Consider the following 18,579-nt stretch of genomic DNA (forward strand, 5'->3'; position numbering starts at 1 on the left):
GAAAAAGAATCCAATCATTAGGATTAAGTTATTCTGCAGAAAAGTCGCATTCAAGGTAGCTCGGTTATGGACATAGCAGTGTAAGTAATATAAAAATCCGGGCTTAACTGCCCAGCTTATTTCAATCGTACAACCAGCGGCCTGCTTTGGCCGATTCGATAAGCATAGCAATGGTGAAATCCGGCACTTGAGGAATATCGCTTTTACTGAAAGGATTAAGTAAGTCACTCAATGGGGGTTCTGGCGGATAGTATGTTGTGATAGAAAAACTCCCGCGATCGACACTGAATCTAGTAAAAAAATCATCCATAAGTGCCTGTGCTTCATCATCTTCCAGATGCAGATCTGAATCCAGATCGGTTGCCGGTGTCAGCTCTTTTTTCTTAAAAAGGTAAATCCCATCATGGCTTCTTACCAGTTCGTAAATTCGCTGCTCAAGAGTGTCACTTACCATATTTTATCGTTCCCTCTGGCAATACGGTTGTAATCTCTCAGTGTACACCAAGTGATCTCTGAAACATTAGCAGCCAGAATTATCCATCCAACAACAGGTATGGCACGGCCAGTAAACGCGCTGATTTTTGCAACCATTTTTATTTTCAATGTTGATGGCGGATATCCACCTATTACGGAGGGTAGGCGCACCCCCGAAGGAAACTTAGCATTCCCAAATACTTTACGGGAGCCACGGGAAGCTAACGAAATCCCCTCAATGGCATCTCGTGGTTTTGTACGTGTAGGTAATACGTTGAGTCCAGCCACAATGGACACAATCGCCCCAAAATCCTGCACACCCAACTGATTAGCTGTATTTTCGCAGAAAACCATAAACAGCAACTGACTTGCCGTTAGGTTTGAACGACCCGCATAAAAATAGGTATTGTTGAGTTCTTCAACCGTATCCATAATTTTTATTTGTTATTGCCACATTAATTCCTGTTCAGAATATTATATTTGGATGATTACTCCAAACAATTAGAGTGAGCAAAACTCTGAAAATAGTAGGTGAAAGGAGTTGGGTTTAAATTCCCAGCCTATTCATATGAACCTTAGGAAGATGTCGTTAAAGTAAGGCGTCACTCATGGTTAAGGTGGCACTATTACGGATGAGTACCACTCTTATTATCGACAAGCGAGAGTATGTCACATACCCAGTGCTGTTCTTTTGTGTTCTACTTCAGGAGTCGGTTTTACACCCATAGATCGACGAAACTCGGCAAGAGACATACAGGCAGATATCTCCCCATCCTTATTGACGCAAGCAACCTGCGCATAGTCCATTACCCCTAGACCTCCTGAACCACCGGGGTTACCACCTTTTTTAAAAGTGATATATGATTCGACATAAAGTCTGAAAGCTCTCAGCTTCTTGCCATTCTGAATAACTTCATCGAGCAAAATCCCTTTTTTTTCGGAAAAATAGGTTTGCGCCCAGAGATCAAACTTTCCCGGACCAAGAAGACCACCGTATATCAGAACGTGGTGACCATCAAATGGGGACAATGCTTCTTTAGCTTGTTCATAATTTATAAATTTTACTTTTTCATCCGCCAAGTCATCTTTACTTCTCTTGAATTCAATTAATATCCACTTATTATCTTGTGTAAATATATTGTCACCGGCTCTCTCGTGTTTGCCATCTAATGGGGCTATAGCAGCAGTTTTACTTAAATATTTAACCACGAAATAATATTCAACGGTTTTTTCCCACCATATCATGGTATTCGACGTATTATCTTGCCCGGACATTACAGCTCCCATTGCAGCTATCTAGATGATAAATATCACTATACATCTATTTTATCTCTGTGCCAAAATTGATTTACGTACTTGCTGAAATTGATTGCCGATGTTGCGCTTCAGTATACCAACTGGCACTTTCAGTGCCACTGTATGCTCTTTTAAGTAAAGAGATACATTCATTAACTAGCATTCCATTGATTGTTAATAATAGCGTGCTCTGCGTTATAATTATGGGTTTTAATGCTGAAAGGGAGTTATTGCGATTGGCTTTATTGCTTTTAAGCAAACATATCCAATAAAAATGATTCATGTCGTTGTGTGCCTGATTGCTTTTTCCCCTCAGGCGATGATGATATTTTGGTCGTTCCCATCCAGCCAAGAAAGGAATTAAAATGAACAGAGAGAAAGACTCCTCCCGGCAAGAGCTACACTACGTGACTGCTGATTTAAATTACAACCTCGAATGTTTTGGTGATCATCTTGCTGTTGAGTACTCACTTCCAAGTGGTATTGATGGATTTGATGCCATCTATCTATATATGTGCCGGAAATATAGATGGACAATCCAACAGTGCAGGGCTATGGAGATGTCAGATATTCGGCTTGTGCTTGCAACAGAGATGAGAGATTGGACACTGCCAAAAGAGACTGTTGATGGCAATCCAGACCTTGATAGCTAAATGATTCGAATTCATGCAGGTTGTCCGTACCATCGATAGCGCTAAGATCAAAGAATTGTGCAGATCTTCATGATGAGGCCTTTCGAAGGCCTCCCGGCTGGCGCGCCTAGATAATGGTGAGTCCGAGTCTGGTTGTAGAACACTTTATCATCGAAGATATCCGCTCGACCAGAACCCCGAACATATCCAATTATTCAGTCTTCTCGCCCCAAGACTGCAGGCAATAAAAAGCCCTCAATAGTGAGGGCTAAATATTATCGGTTGGCTTTATCATCCGCCTCATCGATCAGGCCATTGGCTATTTTATTGGCATCAAGATAGCGCGCAGTGCCTAAGATTTCGTTGAGTGTCCCTCGGACACTAGCCAGAAATTGATCGTTATCGGACTCATTAGCGCATTCAACCATTAATGCGATAAGCAAAGCTTCATGGGCGATCAAGTGATCTTCACCAGGTAAGTTTGCATCGGGTTCACCTTGTTGAGCGCGAACAGATGTTTGATTAAGTGATGACATAAAACTCCTTATTTAATAATTGAATAACCACCTACCCACTATAGCGGGGTTTCTGTTTATTGCTATGACAGATGAATTAACTGTCATAGCAGGCATAACAGATAATGTGGCGGTTAGGCTTAATCCCTTAATTTATCGGTATTATTTCAGCAGTGTATCCTCTGAAGGCTTATCTCACTTGACTGGCCGATAGATTCGTACCGCAGCGGTTAGACGCAGAGTGCGATGGGCCAGCTCTTCCGCTGCGCCCGCATATTGTTCAACCATGGCTGCATTCTGATGTGTCATTTGATCCAACTGGCCAATTGATTGGCTAATTTGGCCCAGTGCTTGCGTCTGTTCATGTGTCGAGGTACTGATTTCACTGATTAAGGTCGAGACCTGACCCGCCTGTTTGACGATATTATCCATGGTAGCACCCGCATTTTGCACCAATGCACTGCCGTCGCGAACCCGCTCCACACTGGTTTCAATTAAGTGCTTAATCTCTTTAGCCGCCGTTGATGAGCGCTGTGCCAAATGCCGAACCTCACTGGCCACCACGGCAAATCCCCGGCCTTGCTCACCTGCCCGGGCGGCTTCAACTGCTGCATTAAGCGCCAGGATATTGGTCTGGAAGGCGATGCCTTCAATGACACTGATGATATCGACAATACGATGGCTGGAGTCATTAATCGTACCCATGGTCTCAATCACCTGATGCATTAACTCGCTGCCTTGCTCAGCCGCATGACTACTCATCGCCGCCAATGAGGTTGTTTCATTCGCGCTATTGGCACTGTTCTGTACCGTTGCCACTAATTGTTCAGTCGCGCTGACGATATGCTGCAAGTTGGCTGTTGCTTGTTCAGTACGGACTTTTAACTCCCGATTCCCTGCGGCAATTTCACTGCTGGCTGTATTAATGCCATCCACCTGACCACTCACATCATCAGTCAATGAGCGGAGATTTAGTCCCAATTGATTCACGCTACGCATCAAGTAGCCAATCTCATCAACACGGTTTAACTGTACATAGTCACCCGCTTGCCCGGAAGAGACATCCTGTGCTTGCTGTAAAATCGCCGCGATCGGGCGGGCAACTTGGCGCTCCAGCCAAAATGAGGTGATGATGCTACTGGCAAGGGTCACTGCACCCAGCGTCAACAGAGGTAAACCAGTTATGCCCATCACACCGGCAGCGGCGGTGGGCAGCAGGGAGGCACCCAGCAGTGCGCCGCGTAAACGCCAGCGTAATGGCAGCGTTTGAAACAGTGACATCCATGAGAGCCAACCGGTGCGCACAATCAATCCGCGGTACAGCCCGATACGCCGCTGTTTTGCCTTGCCGGAGTTGAAATCAGCATACAAGGTTTCGGCCAGCTTAATCTCTTCACGGGTCGGTGCGATGCGAACTGAAATATAACCCGTCAAGCGGCCATTATGGCGCAAGGGGGTGGCATTGGCGCGCACCCAATAATAGTCGCCATTCTGACGGCGGTTCTTCACCAGTGATGACCAGGAAAGTCCCGCATTGAGGGTCTGCCACATATCTGCAAAGGCGGCGGGTGGCATGTCTGGGTGGCGCACAATATTGTGCGGCTGGCCGAGTAAGTCTTGATACTCAAAGCCACTGGCACGAACAAATGCGGCATTAGCATAGGCGATATTGCCGTGCGTATCGGTGGTGGATTGCAAGGTGGTATCGCGATCAATGGGATACTCCTGCCGACTGACAGGTTTGTTCACTCTCATAATAACCTCAGTAAATTGGGGGGAGTTCCCGAATAACAGGTGAAGACAATAATTGCTTACGGTAATCGGCCTCGTTAGATAAAACTTTATACCTTTATTAATTAAATTATTAATGGCCTGAGTGAGTGCTTGTTATTAGTGCAATTGCACTTATTTGGGGCGATTTTATTTTTATAAAATGATTAGTTTAGCTAAATAAATGACCTATTTTTAACTATTGATTATTATTTTTAAATAATATTGCTTCGATTAAATTCCATTAAAAACATGTAGATGAGCAAGGTTTTGTTGTTGTTGTGGTTAATGCCTGATTGGTGAGGGATTTAAATGGGTGTTCGATTACGGTGCTATTTAGCGATAATTTAGAGGTTATAGGTGTAATTTTTAAGTAAAAGTTACGTGAAATGATGTTTTAAGACGGTTAGTTTACAATGTTTGTTAATTATGACTTTCATAATAACTATTTGTTACAGTTGATATCAATCTGCGCAATATTATCCAGAATTACCTTGCTATCCATCCTATGGGGAAGGCAGGTGCGTGAGCCTGATAACATTTTATTATATTTAATAGCTAAATAATCACATCCAGATATGGGTATCGTTTATTAATTCCTCTATTGTTGATCCTTCAGTTACTTACCTGCCCGTGCCGTTTGCCGTCCATTAACTCGTGGTTAAATCAGGGGCTGCATCAGGGTGTGCCAGTTTGGCATTGTCATCGATATCAAGGATAAAAAATGAAATTAGAAACATTATCTATTCATGCAGGCTATTCACCGGACCCCACCACTAAAGCTGTCGCCGTCCCTATTTATCAGACTTCTTCTTTCGCCTTTGATAATACCCAGCACGGTGCGGATTTATTCGATTTAAAAGTTGCGGGCAATATTTACTCGAGAATTATGAACCCGACCAATGATGTGCTAGAGCAGCGGGTGGCCGCGCTAGAAGGGGGGATCGCCGCACTGGCAGTGGCGTCGGGTATGGCGGCGATCACTTATGCCATCCAGACCATTGCTGAAGTGGGCGATAATATTGTGTCGGTGGCTAAATTATATGGCGGAACCTACAACCTGTTGGCGCACACCTTGCCACGTTATGGGATCGAAACCCGTTTTGCTGATCATGATGATATTGGCGCATTGGAGGCACTAATTGATGACCGGACAAAAGCGGTTTTTTGTGAATCAATTGGCAACCCAGCGGGCAATATTGTCGATTTGAAAAAATTGGCAGATGTCGCTCATCGTCATGGCGTGCCACTGATTGTGGATAATACCGTTGCGACACCTATCCTTTGTCGGCCATTTGAACATGGTGCCGACATTGTGGTGCATTCATTGACCAAATATATTGGCGGCCATGGTTCCAGCATTGGCGGTATTGTGGTGGATTCCGGTAAATTCCCTTGGGCGCATTATCCAGAGCGCTTTGCACAATTGAATACGCCAGACCCGTCCTATCACGGCGTCACCTATACCGAGCAATTTGGCTCGGCGGCCTACATTGGTCGCTGCCGAGTGGTGCCGCTGCGAAATACTGGCGCGGCATTGTCGCCGTTCAATGCATTTTTGATTTTACAGGGCCTTGAAACATTGGCTCTGCGTATGGAACGTCACACCGAAAATGCGCTGAAAGTCGCACATTATTTGCAAAACCATCCACAAGTTAGCTGGGTCAAATATGCGGGGCTACCTGACCACCCCGAGCATGAGCTAGCTCAGCGCTATTTCGGTGGCAAACCCGCGTCGATATTGTCATTCGGTATTCATGGGGGGCAGGAAGCGGGGGGGCGGTTTATTGACGCACTGAATTTAATCGTGCGACTGGTGAATATCGGTGATGCCAAATCACTGGCTTGCCATCCAGCCTCAACCACCCACCGACAGCTCAATGATGAGGAGTTGGTCAAAGCGGGGGTACCACGGGATATGGTGAGGTTATCGATCGGGATTGAGCATATTGATGACATTATCGATGATCTGACTCAGGCACTGGCTAAAGCGCAATAAACCATCAGATCAATAGTCGATAAAAAAGCCGGTAGCCCGAAGGTTACCGGCCATCGCATCACGAAGCGCCTTACAGTGCAGCCAGTGTTGCGGCAATCACTTTTGCGTAAGGGGTTGTCGGGCGGCCAATAAGTTTACTCAATGTATGACTGTCATCAAATAACCCACCTTTGGCAGCACCAGCATCAGAATCGGCCAAAAGGGTGGCGAAACCTTCGGGCAGCCCTGCACCAATCAGCGCTTGACGGAAATCCGCTTCAGATAAATCTTGGTACACCACGGCCTTACCTGACTGGCGGGCAATTTCAGCCGAGAATTCAGCCAGCGTATAGCTATCATCTCCCGCTAACTCATAAACTTTACCGGCCTGATTCTCTTGGGTCAGCACCACGGCGGCGGCTTCCGCATAATCTTGGCGTGCGGCTGAAGCGATACGACCCTCGCCGACTGATCCGATAAATACGCCGTGGGCCAGTGCAGGTGCAATGCTGGCGGCGTAGTTTTCGGTGTACCAGCCGTTGCGCAATAACACCACTGGCAGGCCGGACTCACGTAATAAGGCTTCAGTTGCGCGGTGTTCTTCACCCAATCCCAATGAGGATTTATCGGCATGTAGCAAGCTGGTGTAGGCCAAGAGTTTGACCCCCGCACGTTTAGCCGCCTCAATCACGGCGGTATGCTGGGCCACACGTTGACCTACTTCACTGGATGAGATTAACAGCAACTTATCGACACCCTGGAATGCGCTATCTAAGGTGGCGGGTTGGCTATAGTCTGCTTTACGGACTTGAATCCCTAAGGCTGCCAGATCGCTGGCTTTTTCAGGGCTGCGAACTGCGGCGATGATTTCACTGGCGGGCACTTTCTTAAGTAATGCGTTGATAACAAGACGGCCCAATTGGCCTGTGGCACCGGTGACTGCGATCATAATAAGGCTCCAGATTGATGTGATAGAAAAGGTGGCGACCTTTTTTGTCAGAAATAAAAAGCTAGCACTCGTCAAAAAATCGCCCTTGAGATCATCATATGCAATATACTAACTTTACGTAAGTACGTACCAAAAGGTTAGTATGAAAGTTATTGAGTCGCAAAAAATATTGAGGTCGGAAAAAATAGTGGAATCGCAAAAAATAGTGGAGTCGCAAAATTTGAACAGCACTATTTCATTTCCGGAACAAGTCCGGCGTGGTGAGTTGCTCAATGCAGATTGCCCTTCCAGAGAGGTACTCAAACGAGTGACTAGCCGCTGGGGGGTATTGGTATTGATTGCGTTAAGCAACGAAACCCTGCGGTTTAGTGCACTAAGACGCAAGATGGGGGGGGTCAGCGAGAAAATGCTGGCGCAAACGCTGCAACACCTTGAAGAAGATGGCTTTGTTGATCGCATCGCTTATCCGGTCGTCCCACCTCATGTGGAATATAAATTGACGCCGTTGGGAAGGGAGATTCAGGAGCAGGTGGAAGGGTTAACCGTTTGGCTTGAGGCCAACCTGTATCGCATCATGGAACAGAGGCAACGGCGGTCAGAATCATCACCAACCGCTGCCGATGCTCAGTAGCAACAGGGTGTGGCATCCATAGCATGGTCAATTTTTAATCGTTATTCTAAGTCGATTTTGTGATAGCTAAATTCTGCATATTGAAAGCAATAATACTTAGTTCATTTGTTGTGCGATTCAGCGTCTACTCTTAAATAAGCAGTTACGCCCATTTGACAGAGAGCGCAGAGGTGATAATGACTAAGTTATTCGCATGGTTTATCGCACTTCCCCTGTGGCAATCAGCGCGTGCGGAAGAGAGCGAAACCCCGTTAGCACAGGCCGACGGTGCACACTTACTTGAGACGATTAATGCCATTGGTGGCTTATATGGTATTGAGTTTATTCACCATTAACACTATTTTTCATCACGTCATGCCGCTAAGTAAAACACATCGGGAATGATTACAGTGGGCAACTTAAATCGCCTTCAGGGCAATTGAGAAACGATTTTAGTTGTGTGGTGCGTTCTTCGGTTTTCTGGGTCAGGCAAGCAGAGATAATCATGGGGTGTACCGAACCGCCCTCAGTGGCTGACGATTGAAAGGTACAATCTGCGTCACGGTATTTTATCCACGTCAGTTGAGCACTCTTCAATAATGGTCTTTGAGCTACGGATGTTTTGACGAGCACTTGCTTATAGATGCGATTGAGTTCGGTATCTGCGCTCTTATAGTCTGAATTTGCGCACTGGTTCATCTCCATTTGTGTCACGGCGTTATGACAGTCGAGAGCCAACACTTGGCTGATGGGTAATACCAACAAAGATATCAACATGATTTTTTTTAGCATGGTTATTCCCCAAAGTCATCGTCGCCAATAAATAATGATAGCCCCACTTACCCAGTGTGGGGCCAGAGATTATATTACATTGACTTCTTGTTAGTCGCCTCCTCCATCTCTTTTCTCATGTCGGACATAGCGGCCACCTTTTTGTCGGGTGATTTTTTACACATGTCCATGATTTTGGGTGTGTAGACCGTATCTATCTCCTGGAAATCGACAGCGTCCCCCTTTTTAAATTGGGTATCCTTATTAATAACCCAGAAAGCAACGGGGGTCATACTTTTGGGATTCAGATCCAGGAATTCCTTGCAGGTCATATCGGCAGGAGTGGTGGGGGATGATGCAGCAAATACGGTACTAATTGCTACGAACGAGAGTATTGCAATGATAATATTAAGCAATGATTTATACAACATGACTATTTCCTTATCTATCCATTATATTTCAGCTGGTATTATTACTGCATGAGTGAGAGGTGTTATTCTCGTTATTTAGCATGGAATATAAAGTTATATTTTTCCAGCGCAACAGCTAATTTATAGGGCGATTAACCATTGGGGTTATTATAAATCCGAAATGAAGCTAACTATCTGTTTGATTTTTATGCATGAGGTGAGAAATGCAGCTTTGCTATTCTGGATAAGATTAAATTATTAGATGTGAAAGGAAAGTTACAATTATAAACTGGTCTATTTATAATATATTTACTTATCATTAGCAATATAATAAAAAGCAGATGAATAAAAGAAGAGTATTCAATTTACCATTGCGCCTAATTGACATCGATTCACTGGAGTATGTTATAATTTATTGTATCGTCATTGATGTTCTCATGGGGTTAACGCTATTTTTATTTTTTTACATTTTTAAAAAATAGGTGATTTATATTTATGTCTTTGTTTTCTTCTTATCATAACCACCTGAATGCTTTAGCTAAGAGAGTCTTTGGCTGGCATCAAAAAGGCAGGCCAGTGAAAAGAGAGAGTGGAAATAATGAATTATCTAACCTTCAACTGGATGTTTTACTGAATGCTGAAAAACAGGTCGCCATCATTACGACCGACTTGGATAACTGCATCACGATATTTAATGTCGGAGCAGAGAGAATGTTTGGCTATTCGAGAGATGAGGTGTTGGGACGCCCTATTCGGGATATCTTGTACATTCCAGAAAATGGTGAGGCACAACCTGAGCTAGATTATTTATTGCTCAACCGACGCGATGCCAGTGAGTGGTGCTACCAGCGTAAAGAGGGCACACGATTTTGGGGGGCACTCAGTGTTCACGAAATAACATCTGATAGCGACACTACGGTTGGCTATATCAGCGTCATTGCAGATGTTTCAGAAAGAAAAACCCTGTTGATCGCATTAGAAGAGAGTCAGCAGATGATGGACCGGCTCACTAAAAATCTGCCTGCGATGATTTATGCTTACTATTTAAATAGTGACGGTGACTCCTATTTTAAATATTGCAGCGAGGGCGTGCGGAAAATATTTGACCTTTCACCGGACGATGTTTTGTATGTTCCCAGAGAGAAAAATCCGCTGTTTAGCCGCATTCACACTGACGATATGGCGATGTTAAAACAGGCAGTTGCCATTTCTCAGAAAAATCTATCTGTATGGAGCTGCAACTTCCGCGTGGTATTACCGGGAAAGGGAACGCATTGGCTCCACGGTGAGTCTTTCCCCACTCGTCAGGATGATGGCTCAGTGATTTGGTATGGCTCGTTTTTTGATATTACGGAGCTTAAGCAGTCTGAATCAATCCTCAAGGCGTTGTCACAAACTGATGTGTTGACTGGCGTCGCGAATCGTCGTCACTTTGATGACCTCTATCAGCGCATCTGGCAGAAGAATCGTATTGAGGGTGGAACACTGTCAGTATTGATGATTGATTTTGACAATTTCAAAAGTTTTAACGATCTCTATGGGCATGCGATGGGGGATGTCTGTCTGAAATCAATCGTTGAAACATTGTCAAAATCTATTCGAGGTGGCTCCGATATTTTGGCCCGCTATGGTGGTGAGGAATTTATTGTCTTGTTGGCACCGAGTACACCCACTGACGCGAAGACCATTGCGGAGCGCATGCGTCACTCTATTGAAGAGCTGGATATTCCTCATGGAATGTCACCGCATGGGCGAGTGACCATCAGTATTGGCGCAGCATCGATATCGGCCCCAGATGAGCACATTGCAGCAACGGACCTGTCGGGTGCAGCAGATAAAGCACTATATCGTGCGAAAACTTCGGGGAAAAACCGTGTTGAGACAGTCATACTGAACTGATGCCTGAGGAGTAATAAGGGGCTGCGAAATAGCATGGTGCTGTATTTCACTCGCCCCTTATGTTTTACTTTTTGCAAATTAGCCTAGGGTGACGGATTAATAGGGATCTTGAGCTTCACGCAGACGTTCCTGCTCTTCTGCGATAACCGCTTTAATTTCCTCTAGCACACCCTCAACATCTGCCGCTTCGGTACTCTCTGCAAACTCGCCAGTCAGTTGGGTCTCAGGATGCAACTTGCCATCTTCATAGAGTGCCCACATCTCTTTGGCATATTTACGGTCGAGCAGTTCAGGCGCGTATTGACCATAATAATGGGTCATATTCGCAACATCACGCTGTAGCATGGCTTTAGCGTGGTTGTTAGCTGCTGCATTGACCGCTTGTGGTAAATCGATAATGACTGGGCCATCTTTGTCGATTAAGACATTAAACTCTGATAAGTCACCATGGACCAAGCCGGCACAAAGCATTCGCACCACATATTGGATCATCACCGCATGGTCAATCAAAGCTTGCTCTTTGGTAAATGGAACGTCGCTGAGCCGAGGTGCCGCAAGGCCGTCCGCATCAGTGACCAGCTCCATCAGCAAAACACCATCAAGACAGGCATAGGGTTGTGGCACACGAACACCTGCGTTGGCTAACAGGTATAACGCATCCACCTCGGCAGTTTGCCACGTGTCTTCTTGCTGCTTGCGACCAAACTTAGAGCCTTTGGCCATGGCTCGGGCGTCACGGCTATTGCGAACCTTACGCCCCTCCTGATATTGGACGGCTTGTTTGAAACTGCGGTTTTCAGCTTCTTTGTAAACTTTAGCGCAGCGGATATCCGATCCACAACGGACAACATAGACATCAGCTTCTTTGCCACTCTTCAAACGACGGATGACTTCGTCAACCAAGCCGTCATCAACCAGCGGTTGGATTCGTTTTGGAATTTTCATGGCGTCCTTGTACCCTATTTAAGCCCGCGATGGAATGGCTTTGGCTGAATTTTCCTCCAGTTTACCATTCACGCCTATCTGCGGGTGGGTTTTTACACTGTATCAAGCTGCACTGAACTGGGCGCGATGCAATCTGGCATAGGCCCCTTTGCGGGCGAGCAGTTCGTGATGATCACCTTGCTCAACAATCCCTTCCTTATCGACGACAATGATACGGTCGGCATTTTGGATGGTGGCTAAGCGGTGAGCAATTACCAGCGTAGTTCGGCCCTGAGATAGCTCAGTAAGTGCGAGCTGGATAGCTTGCTCTGTGGCAGTATCTAGCGCCGATGTTGCTTCATCTAAAATCAAAATCGGCGGATTTTTCAAGAAGATGCGCGCAATAGATAGGCGCTGTTTCTGGCCGCCAGATAATTTCACACCGCGCTCACCGACAACCGTATCGAGGCCATCAGGCAGGCTTTCAATCAACTCATCGAGTCGAGCTTGTTTCGCGGCGGCCATGATTTCATCGTCACTGGCATCCAGCTTGCCATAGGCGATATTTTCACGGATAGACCCGCCGAATAAGAAAACATCCTGCTGTACGATACCAATATTATTACGCAGTGACTGCTGAGTCATATCACGAATATTGATACCATCGATAGTAATTGCACCCCCATCCAGTTCGTAGAAACGGGGCAGTAGGGAGCATAATGTGGTCTTCCCGGCCCCAGATGGCCCGACGAAAGCGACGGTTTCACCCGCTCGGATTTGCAGATTTAAGTGGGTGAAAATTTTATTCTGCGGTGAATAACCAAAACTGACATCTTGATAACAAATATCGCCACGCAGATGGCCTACCGGGCGTGCATTGGGCTGATCGACGATATCGGGCAGTGTATCGATTAGCTGTGTAAATCGTTTGAACCCCGCGATTCCCTTAGGGTAACTTTCCAGCACCGACGTTATCTTCGCTACAGGGCGGAAAAAGACCTCGACTAGCAGCAGAAAACCGACAAAACCGCCGTAACTTAACTGATCATGAACCACGTACCACGTGCCCGCCACCATCACAATCAACTGCACCAAACGGGTACTCAGATAGCTCATGGTCATGCTGGTGGTCATAATGCGGTAAGCCCGCAGTTTGGTGGTTCGATAGTTTTCGTTATCTTTGGCGAATAATTTCTTCTCGTGGGATTCGTTCGCAAAGGCTTTCACCACACGAATCCCCCCGATACTCTCTTCAATCCGCGCATTAAAATTACCCACTTGACCAAATAGCTTGCGCCAAGTTTCTGTCATTTGTGAACCGTAGCGGCTGACCAAATAGGTCATAAACGGCACGATAATGATGGTGAGCATGGCGAGTGGCAGATGCACGGATGCCATCAGGATAAATGCGCCAATAAAGGTCATGACGGCAATAAAAAGATCCTCAGGGCCGTGATGGGCAATTTCTCCTACCTCTTCAAGGTCTTTCGTGACATGCGTAATGATATGTCCGGTCTTCACATTGTCGTAATAGCTAAAAGAGAGCTTTTGCAGATGGCTGAATGCCTGACGGCGCATATCGGTTTCAATCCCGACCCCGAGGGCATGGCCCCAATAGTTAACAATTGCCATCAGTGCAGTATTCAGCAGATAAATCAGTAATAGGCCAGCCGCTGCCCAGACAATGAGCACCCAATCCTGATTAGGGAGTAACTTATCAATAAACAATTTTACAGCCATCGGGAAGCTCAGTTCCAACAGCCCGGCAAGAATTGCACAACCGAAATCCAGATAGAAAAGCCCTTTATAGGGGGTGTAGTAAGAAAAGAAACGGCGGAGCATGGATAATCCTTACACTTACAGAGAGAAATTAGTACGAATATAAAAATCAGTTTGCTCATTATAAATGCAAATGGTAATTAATAGCATCTATTTTACTGATTATTAGCGGTACTAATAATCTGATTTGCCAAGTCGTTTTTCAGGTGCATTGAAATCTATTCGGTACAGCAAAAGTAGGACTTGTCATTTTATTAGGTTACTCTATTTTTTATTGAATTATCTAATGTCAAAGGGAATGAATATGGCAGCCTCATCAAATAAAAAACTGTCACTGTGGTCATTAACTTCACTGGTTGTCGGTTCAATGATCGGCGCTGGGATTTTCTCTTTACCTGCCACATTTGGTCGTGCCACGGGGGGCTTCGGTGCCATTATCGCCTGGATTATTGCGGGTGGGGGGATGTTGACGCTGGCTTTTGTTTTTCAAACATTAGCGCAGCGAAAACCGGATTTAGATTCTGGTGTTTATATTTATGCGAAAACCGGATTTGGCGATTATGCGGGTTTTGCTTCCGCTATCGGTTTCTGGTCTGGGGCTTGTATCGGCAGTGTGTCCTATTTTGTTTTGATTAAATCTACATTGGGCGCTTTTTTCCCGTTATTTGGTGATGGCAATACACTTTCCGCAGTTTTAATTGCGTCATTAATCTTATGGAGTTTTCATTTTATGGTGTTACGTGGCATCAAAGAGGCCGCCGCGATTAATACCATTGCCACTTTTGCCAAGGTTATTCCAATATTTATTTTTGTCATCGTGCTGGCATTTGCATTTCATACTGACACCTTCGCATTAAACTTCTGGGGGACTCAGCCTCTGGGGGCCATTGGGGATCTCTCCCATCTTGATGATTATGGCTATACGGGTCATGCTGCATTAGAAATAGGTGCCGGCTCTGAGTCTCTATTTTCTCAAGTGCGTAGTACCATGTTGGTCACGGTATTTGTTTTTGTTGGTATCGAAGGGGCCAGTGTCTATTCCCGCTATGCTAAAGAGAGAAAGCATGTGGGTATTGCGACGGTATTAGGTTTTATTGGCGTGTTATGCCTGCTGGTTTTGGTCACCATGCTCTCTTATGGTGTACTGCTTCGTCCAGATCTCGCGGCCTTACGTCAACCTTCAATGGCAGGGGTGTTAGAGCATATTGTTGGTCGCTGGGGTGCTATATTTATCAGTATTGGCTTAATTATTTCAGTTATGGGTGCCTATCTCTCATGGACGCTCTTGGCGGCTGAAGCACTCTATTCTGCTGCTAAAAGTGACATCATGCCGAAGGTATTTGCCACTGAAAATAAGCGAGGTGTCCCCTCAGCTGCGGTTTGGATGTCGAATATTTTTATCCAATTATTCTTAATAGTTACGCTTTTTACTGAATATGCTTTCCAACTCGCGCTGGAGTTAACCAGCTCACTGGTTCTGATCCCCTATCTGTTGGTGGCAGCCTATGGGTTGAAATTAGCCTGGACGCGAGAAACTTACCCGCCAGGCTCAGTTGATCATAGGAAAGAGTTTGTTTTTGCATTGATTGCCACACTGTATGCCATATTGATGGTTTATGCAGGAGGCTTGAAATATATCTTATTATCATCAGTGATATACGGCCCCGGCACACTGTTGTTTATTATCGCTAAGCGTGAGCAGAATAAATCAATATTTACCTCGGTTGAGAAATGCCTTTTTGCAGTCGCTATTTTCGCGGCCATTGTGGCGCTATATAGCCTCGCAACCGGTTTAATTTCGGTGTAATAAGGTTTAGGAGGTAGAGCCAAAAGGGGGCAATAATACATAATAGATTTTAATGTGTTTGAATAATGCCCTTAATTTTACAATGGATGGGCTTGATCTATCACCCAGACTACGACAGGATCGCGTTGGAGTGGCCTGCTATTAAGTGGCGTTGGCGCGATTTTGAATAAAATGCGGCCAATAAAAAGCGCAAACTTTTAATGTAAGGTCACGGCTGATGAGTATTCGTCAGTAGGTATCACTTTGAAAAAACAACAAAATATCACCAATAAAGGTGATTACTCAGCAGGGATTGGTGATGCGCAATTTGCGCTCGTCGTTTTACTCACAACATCATGTTTGCTGATTGCAATAACGCTAATTGCGATCCTATGGTTAATCTGACTTACCATAGAAATTAGGGAGAGAGTATGGATAAGGGCCTGTTTGATGACAATAAAGTCATTGCACTGATTGGTTTGCTAATGGCTGCGCTCATTGTGGTTAGCACCATGTTTGTGATGACCTACATGACCGACCGGCAGCGTAACGAAGTACAACACATAGATGTGCAAAACTGCTACAAAAAGGATTGATATTCGCCGAATAGCGGTGGCATAAATTCAGGCGAATAGCGGGAGGTTAGGGCTGTTATGCCAGTTTCTGGTGAATGGCATGCAAAGGCAATGCGATATTAAGGTCAATACTCGTATTTTGCCTGAAATCATAGGGGGTTATGCCGTAACGTTTTCTGAACATGTAAGTAAAGTGTGATTGTGAGCCAAAGCCAAAGTCCAACGCAATATCAAAAATCGTGCTATCACTGCTTCTGAGTTGATAAACTGCACCCGCCAAGCGCCTTTCCCTGATGTATTTACCTAACGATATACCTGTCACTTCTTTAAAGATTTTCTGCATATGCCAAAGTGAGTAGCCTGAGTATACGGCTAACTCTTCGAGGTAGATGACTCGCCCCAGATGGGTTTCGACCCATTTACTGAGGGCGCAGACTAACGCGAGATGATTTTCTTGTGACATTATTTAGTCTGTTTTTTCAAGTTAGGAGTAGTGCAGTATACACAAGTTGAATCGAACAACACAAAACACCAAATTGACTGCGATGACACGACATGGGCCATAAAGAGTTTTCAGGGAGTATTTGCAAAAGAGTTTTCTGGTGCCATAGTAAGAAGGTAGTGTTATCAGGAAGGGGTGTCTCCCGAGGGTAGAAGGTTGAGTTTGGAAAAATAGAAATTAAAATGATGAGGTGATCGCATGTTGATAACAGTGATTATGACTCTGATCGCGGTTGTTGGTGTAACCGTTTTTCTAAAAATGCCAGTAATGGTCCTGCATAAAGGTAAAAGCGCAGGAGGTGATAAACTGTGAGATTGGGAATATTGTGAACGGCATATATGTAATGATTTTAACCCTAGAACCAGGTAATTGATGACAATCATTCCTGGTTTTTTTATATCAATTTTTTAGCACCAGGATAGCTAGTCACTTCCCAATAGCCTATTTTTGCACACTATTCAATCAACCCATCCACCTTCTTATTTAACCCGTAGAGCAATCAGTAGTCGCTCATTAATTAGCCTGCGGTAATGTTAAGCCGTTCCGCGTCAAAATAGGAGCATGACACCGGAGGATAAAGAAATATTTTCGTCAGCGTGATATTCTTCCACAATATTATTGTGAAGGAATTATTGATGTCTGACATGTTCACTAATGACCAAGAGTTGGTCTCTGATTTGGTTGCTTGCCAACTGGTGATTAAGCAAATTCTTGATGTGATTGATATTATCGCGCCAACAGAGGTGCGGGATAAGATGTCTCACCAGCTCAAAGCGATTGATTTCTCGACACATCCAGCAGGTGCTGACCCAGTGACTAAACGCGCCATTGAGAAAGCCATTGCATTGATTGATATGAAATTCACACAAAAATAACCCATTATTAATGATGAATGATTTACCCGCATATAGCCTGAAAACAAAGGTGACGGCGGGTAGTACCCATAGAGATCAGCAAAGAAATCGGCGGGTTGATTGCGAACCCGCAGGTTGATTATTCAAATACGTTGTTGCCTATCTTTTTCACTAATGGGCAGTTAGTCACGCCGATGATGCCATTTTCGCCGTTTATAAATTGAGCGGTTACGATATTTCTGGCTGTTAGGTACTGACACTGTAAGCCCAAGCCTGCCGCGTTCTTCTCACTGCCAATAAGGACGCCATAACCTGAAAACAGTAGGCCAAGATATATGATTGCTGCCACCAAGAATAATCTGAATAAGCTCATGTAGTCACTCCATGTAATTAGTTTTACTTATTGTATAGCCTATATGTGTAATAGTTTAGCTTATAATAATGTGTTAATTAATAGTAAAAATCCTAAAATATATTGATTTATAAGGCGAAACAGTAAAAACTCTAGTTAAACTAGTGTTATAGGATGATAACGACATTAGTAATTACATATTGGCTATAAATGGTTGATGTTTGATCCAGTATAATTTAAAAAAACGTTAAAGAAGGTGCCCGATTTGAACATAAAGAAACTTGTCGCAGCGGTAGGGATCATTGCCGTTTGTTGCTTGTTTTATCTATTAGCCCTTGATAGTTATTGCGACCAAGGGGGAACTTTCTCAACGGGTATCTGTACTATTACTTCGATTATTCCATGGTAAGTATCGCTCGTCACTCTTGCTTATAGTCGTGGTTAGTGACTATTGCTTCTCTTTGTCACTATGACCCTTATTCATCACTATTAATCGCTAATCC

The 18,579-nt window shown here is 44.7% G+C and carries 21 protein-coding genes; 9 read left to right on the plus strand and 12 right to left on the minus strand.

What is annotated here, in order from left to right; genetic code table 11:
* Positions 1-121: 121 nt before the first annotated feature.
* From HRD69_RS14190 to HRD69_RS14200, 3 genes are all read right to left on the minus strand, one after another.
* Positions 122-454, minus strand: coding sequence for a DUF1493 family protein (locus HRD69_RS14190; RefSeq protein WP_032814924.1), 333 nt, complete (start codon positions 452-454; stop codon positions 122-124).
* Complete coding sequence (locus tag HRD69_RS14195) at positions 448-906, minus strand: STM2901 family protein (RefSeq protein WP_004875919.1); 459 nt, start codon at positions 904-906, stop codon at positions 448-450. Before HRD69_RS14195 ends, HRD69_RS14190 begins: the two co-directional genes overlap by 7 nt.
* 237 nt (positions 907-1,143) lie before the next feature.
* A complete protein-coding gene (locus tag HRD69_RS14200) occupies positions 1,144-1,749 on the minus strand; it encodes a hypothetical protein (RefSeq protein ID WP_004875918.1) in 606 nt (201 codons plus the stop codon).
* A gap of 386 nt (positions 1,750-2,135) precedes the next feature.
* Between HRD69_RS14200 and HRD69_RS14205 the strand changes: the two genes are divergently transcribed.
* Positions 2,136-2,423 (plus strand): hypothetical protein, encoded by a 288-nt coding sequence (locus HRD69_RS14205; RefSeq protein ID WP_032814923.1) that lies wholly within the window; start codon positions 2,136-2,138, stop codon positions 2,421-2,423.
* A 254-nt stretch (positions 2,424-2,677) separates the two neighbouring features.
* On the opposite strand, the gene HRD69_RS14210 is transcribed toward HRD69_RS14205, so the two are convergent.
* Entirely contained in the window at positions 2,678-2,938 is a 261-nt protein-coding gene (locus HRD69_RS14210) for a hypothetical protein (protein ID WP_004875917.1), read from the minus strand.
* 174 nt (positions 2,939-3,112) lie between these two features.
* A complete protein-coding gene (locus HRD69_RS14215) occupies positions 3,113-4,672 on the minus strand; it encodes a methyl-accepting chemotaxis protein (protein WP_032814921.1) in 1,560 nt (519 codons plus the stop codon).
* Positions 4,673-5,411: 739 nt separating this feature from the next.
* Between HRD69_RS14215 and HRD69_RS14220 the strand changes: the two genes are divergently transcribed.
* Positions 5,412-6,686 carry a bifunctional O-acetylhomoserine aminocarboxypropyltransferase/cysteine synthase gene (locus HRD69_RS14220; protein ID WP_172984622.1) on the plus strand — a complete coding sequence of 425 codons (1,275 nt, stop codon included), beginning with the start codon at positions 5,412-5,414 and terminating at the stop codon, positions 6,684-6,686.
* A gap of 70 nt (positions 6,687-6,756) precedes the next feature.
* Here the strand turns inward: HRD69_RS14220 and HRD69_RS14225 are convergent, their stop codons facing one another.
* Positions 6,757-7,614: an SDR family oxidoreductase gene (locus tag HRD69_RS14225; RefSeq protein WP_004875913.1), complete on the minus strand. Its 858-nt coding sequence runs from the start codon at positions 7,612-7,614 to the stop codon at positions 6,757-6,759.
* A gap of 142 nt (positions 7,615-7,756) precedes the next feature.
* Between HRD69_RS14225 and HRD69_RS14230 the strand changes: the two genes are divergently transcribed.
* Together HRD69_RS14230 and HRD69_RS14235 are read left to right on the plus strand one after the other, a co-directional pair.
* Positions 7,757-8,245 carry a winged helix-turn-helix transcriptional regulator gene (locus tag HRD69_RS14230; protein WP_004875912.1) on the plus strand — a complete coding sequence of 163 codons (489 nt, stop codon included), beginning with the start codon at positions 7,757-7,759 and terminating at the stop codon, positions 8,243-8,245.
* A 176-nt stretch (positions 8,246-8,421) separates the two neighbouring features.
* On the plus strand, positions 8,422-8,580 hold the full coding sequence (locus HRD69_RS14235) for a hypothetical protein (RefSeq protein WP_004875911.1): 159 nt from the start codon (positions 8,422-8,424) through the stop codon (positions 8,578-8,580).
* 49 nt (positions 8,581-8,629) lie between these two features.
* Here HRD69_RS14235 and HRD69_RS14240 read toward each other — a convergent pair whose 3' ends face one another.
* Together HRD69_RS14240 and hdeB are read right to left on the minus strand one after the other, a co-directional pair.
* Positions 8,630-9,016, minus strand: a complete 387-nt coding sequence (locus HRD69_RS14240) for a lysozyme inhibitor LprI family protein (RefSeq protein ID WP_004875910.1) — start codon at positions 9,014-9,016, stop codon at positions 8,630-8,632.
* A 74-nt stretch (positions 9,017-9,090) separates the two neighbouring features.
* Entirely contained in the window at positions 9,091-9,426 is a 336-nt protein-coding gene (gene hdeB / locus HRD69_RS14245; RefSeq protein ID WP_032814920.1) for an acid-activated periplasmic chaperone HdeB, read from the minus strand.
* Between the two features lie 474 nt (positions 9,427-9,900).
* On the opposite strand from hdeB, the gene HRD69_RS14250 reads away from it, so the two are divergent.
* Positions 9,901-11,304, plus strand: a complete 1,404-nt coding sequence (locus tag HRD69_RS14250; RefSeq protein WP_004875909.1) for a sensor domain-containing diguanylate cyclase — start codon at positions 9,901-9,903, stop codon at positions 11,302-11,304.
* A gap of 96 nt (positions 11,305-11,400) precedes the next feature.
* Here the strand turns inward: HRD69_RS14250 and HRD69_RS14255 are convergent, their stop codons facing one another.
* Positions 11,401-12,249, minus strand: a complete 849-nt coding sequence (locus tag HRD69_RS14255; protein ID WP_004875908.1) for a PA4780 family RIO1-like protein kinase — start codon at positions 12,247-12,249, stop codon at positions 11,401-11,403.
* Between the two features lie 102 nt (positions 12,250-12,351).
* The gene (locus HRD69_RS14260) at positions 12,352-14,070 is read right to left on the minus strand and encodes an ABC transporter ATP-binding protein (protein WP_004875907.1); all 1,719 of its coding nucleotides are present in this window, start codon (positions 14,068-14,070) and stop codon (positions 12,352-12,354) included.
* 241 nt (positions 14,071-14,311) lie between these two features.
* Here HRD69_RS14260 and HRD69_RS14265 point away from each other — a divergent pair, with 241 nt between their 5' ends.
* Entirely contained in the window at positions 14,312-15,814 is a 1,503-nt protein-coding gene (locus HRD69_RS14265; protein WP_032814918.1) for an amino acid permease, read from the plus strand.
* Positions 15,815-16,224: 410 nt separating this feature from the next.
* On the plus strand, positions 16,225-16,389 hold the full coding sequence (locus HRD69_RS14270) for a hypothetical protein (RefSeq protein ID WP_004875904.1): 165 nt from the start codon (positions 16,225-16,227) through the stop codon (positions 16,387-16,389).
* A gap of 55 nt (positions 16,390-16,444) precedes the next feature.
* On the opposite strand, the gene HRD69_RS14275 is transcribed toward HRD69_RS14270, so the two are convergent.
* Positions 16,445-16,831: a helix-turn-helix domain-containing protein gene (locus HRD69_RS14275; RefSeq protein ID WP_004875903.1), complete on the minus strand. Its 387-nt coding sequence runs from the start codon at positions 16,829-16,831 to the stop codon at positions 16,445-16,447.
* A gap of 674 nt (positions 16,832-17,505) precedes the next feature.
* On the opposite strand from HRD69_RS14275, the gene HRD69_RS14280 reads away from it, so the two are divergent.
* Positions 17,506-17,745, plus strand: coding sequence for a DUF2766 family protein (locus tag HRD69_RS14280; RefSeq protein WP_032814917.1), 240 nt, complete (start codon positions 17,506-17,508; stop codon positions 17,743-17,745).
* 118 nt (positions 17,746-17,863) lie between these two features.
* Here HRD69_RS14280 and HRD69_RS14285 read toward each other — a convergent pair whose 3' ends face one another.
* On the minus strand, positions 17,864-18,097 hold the full coding sequence (locus tag HRD69_RS14285; protein WP_004875901.1) for a YobH family protein: 234 nt from the start codon (positions 18,095-18,097) through the stop codon (positions 17,864-17,866).
* A 244-nt stretch (positions 18,098-18,341) separates the two neighbouring features.
* On the opposite strand from HRD69_RS14285, the gene mgrB reads away from it, so the two are divergent.
* A complete protein-coding gene (gene mgrB / locus HRD69_RS14290; protein WP_071984858.1) occupies positions 18,342-18,485 on the plus strand; it encodes a PhoP/PhoQ regulatory lipoprotein MgrB in 144 nt (47 codons plus the stop codon).
* Positions 18,486-18,579 lie beyond the last annotated feature (94 nt).

Source organism: Yersinia mollaretii ATCC 43969, from assembly GCF_013282725.1.
In the GTDB taxonomy this organism is placed as follows: domain Bacteria; phylum Pseudomonadota; class Gammaproteobacteria; order Enterobacterales; family Enterobacteriaceae; genus Yersinia; species Yersinia mollaretii.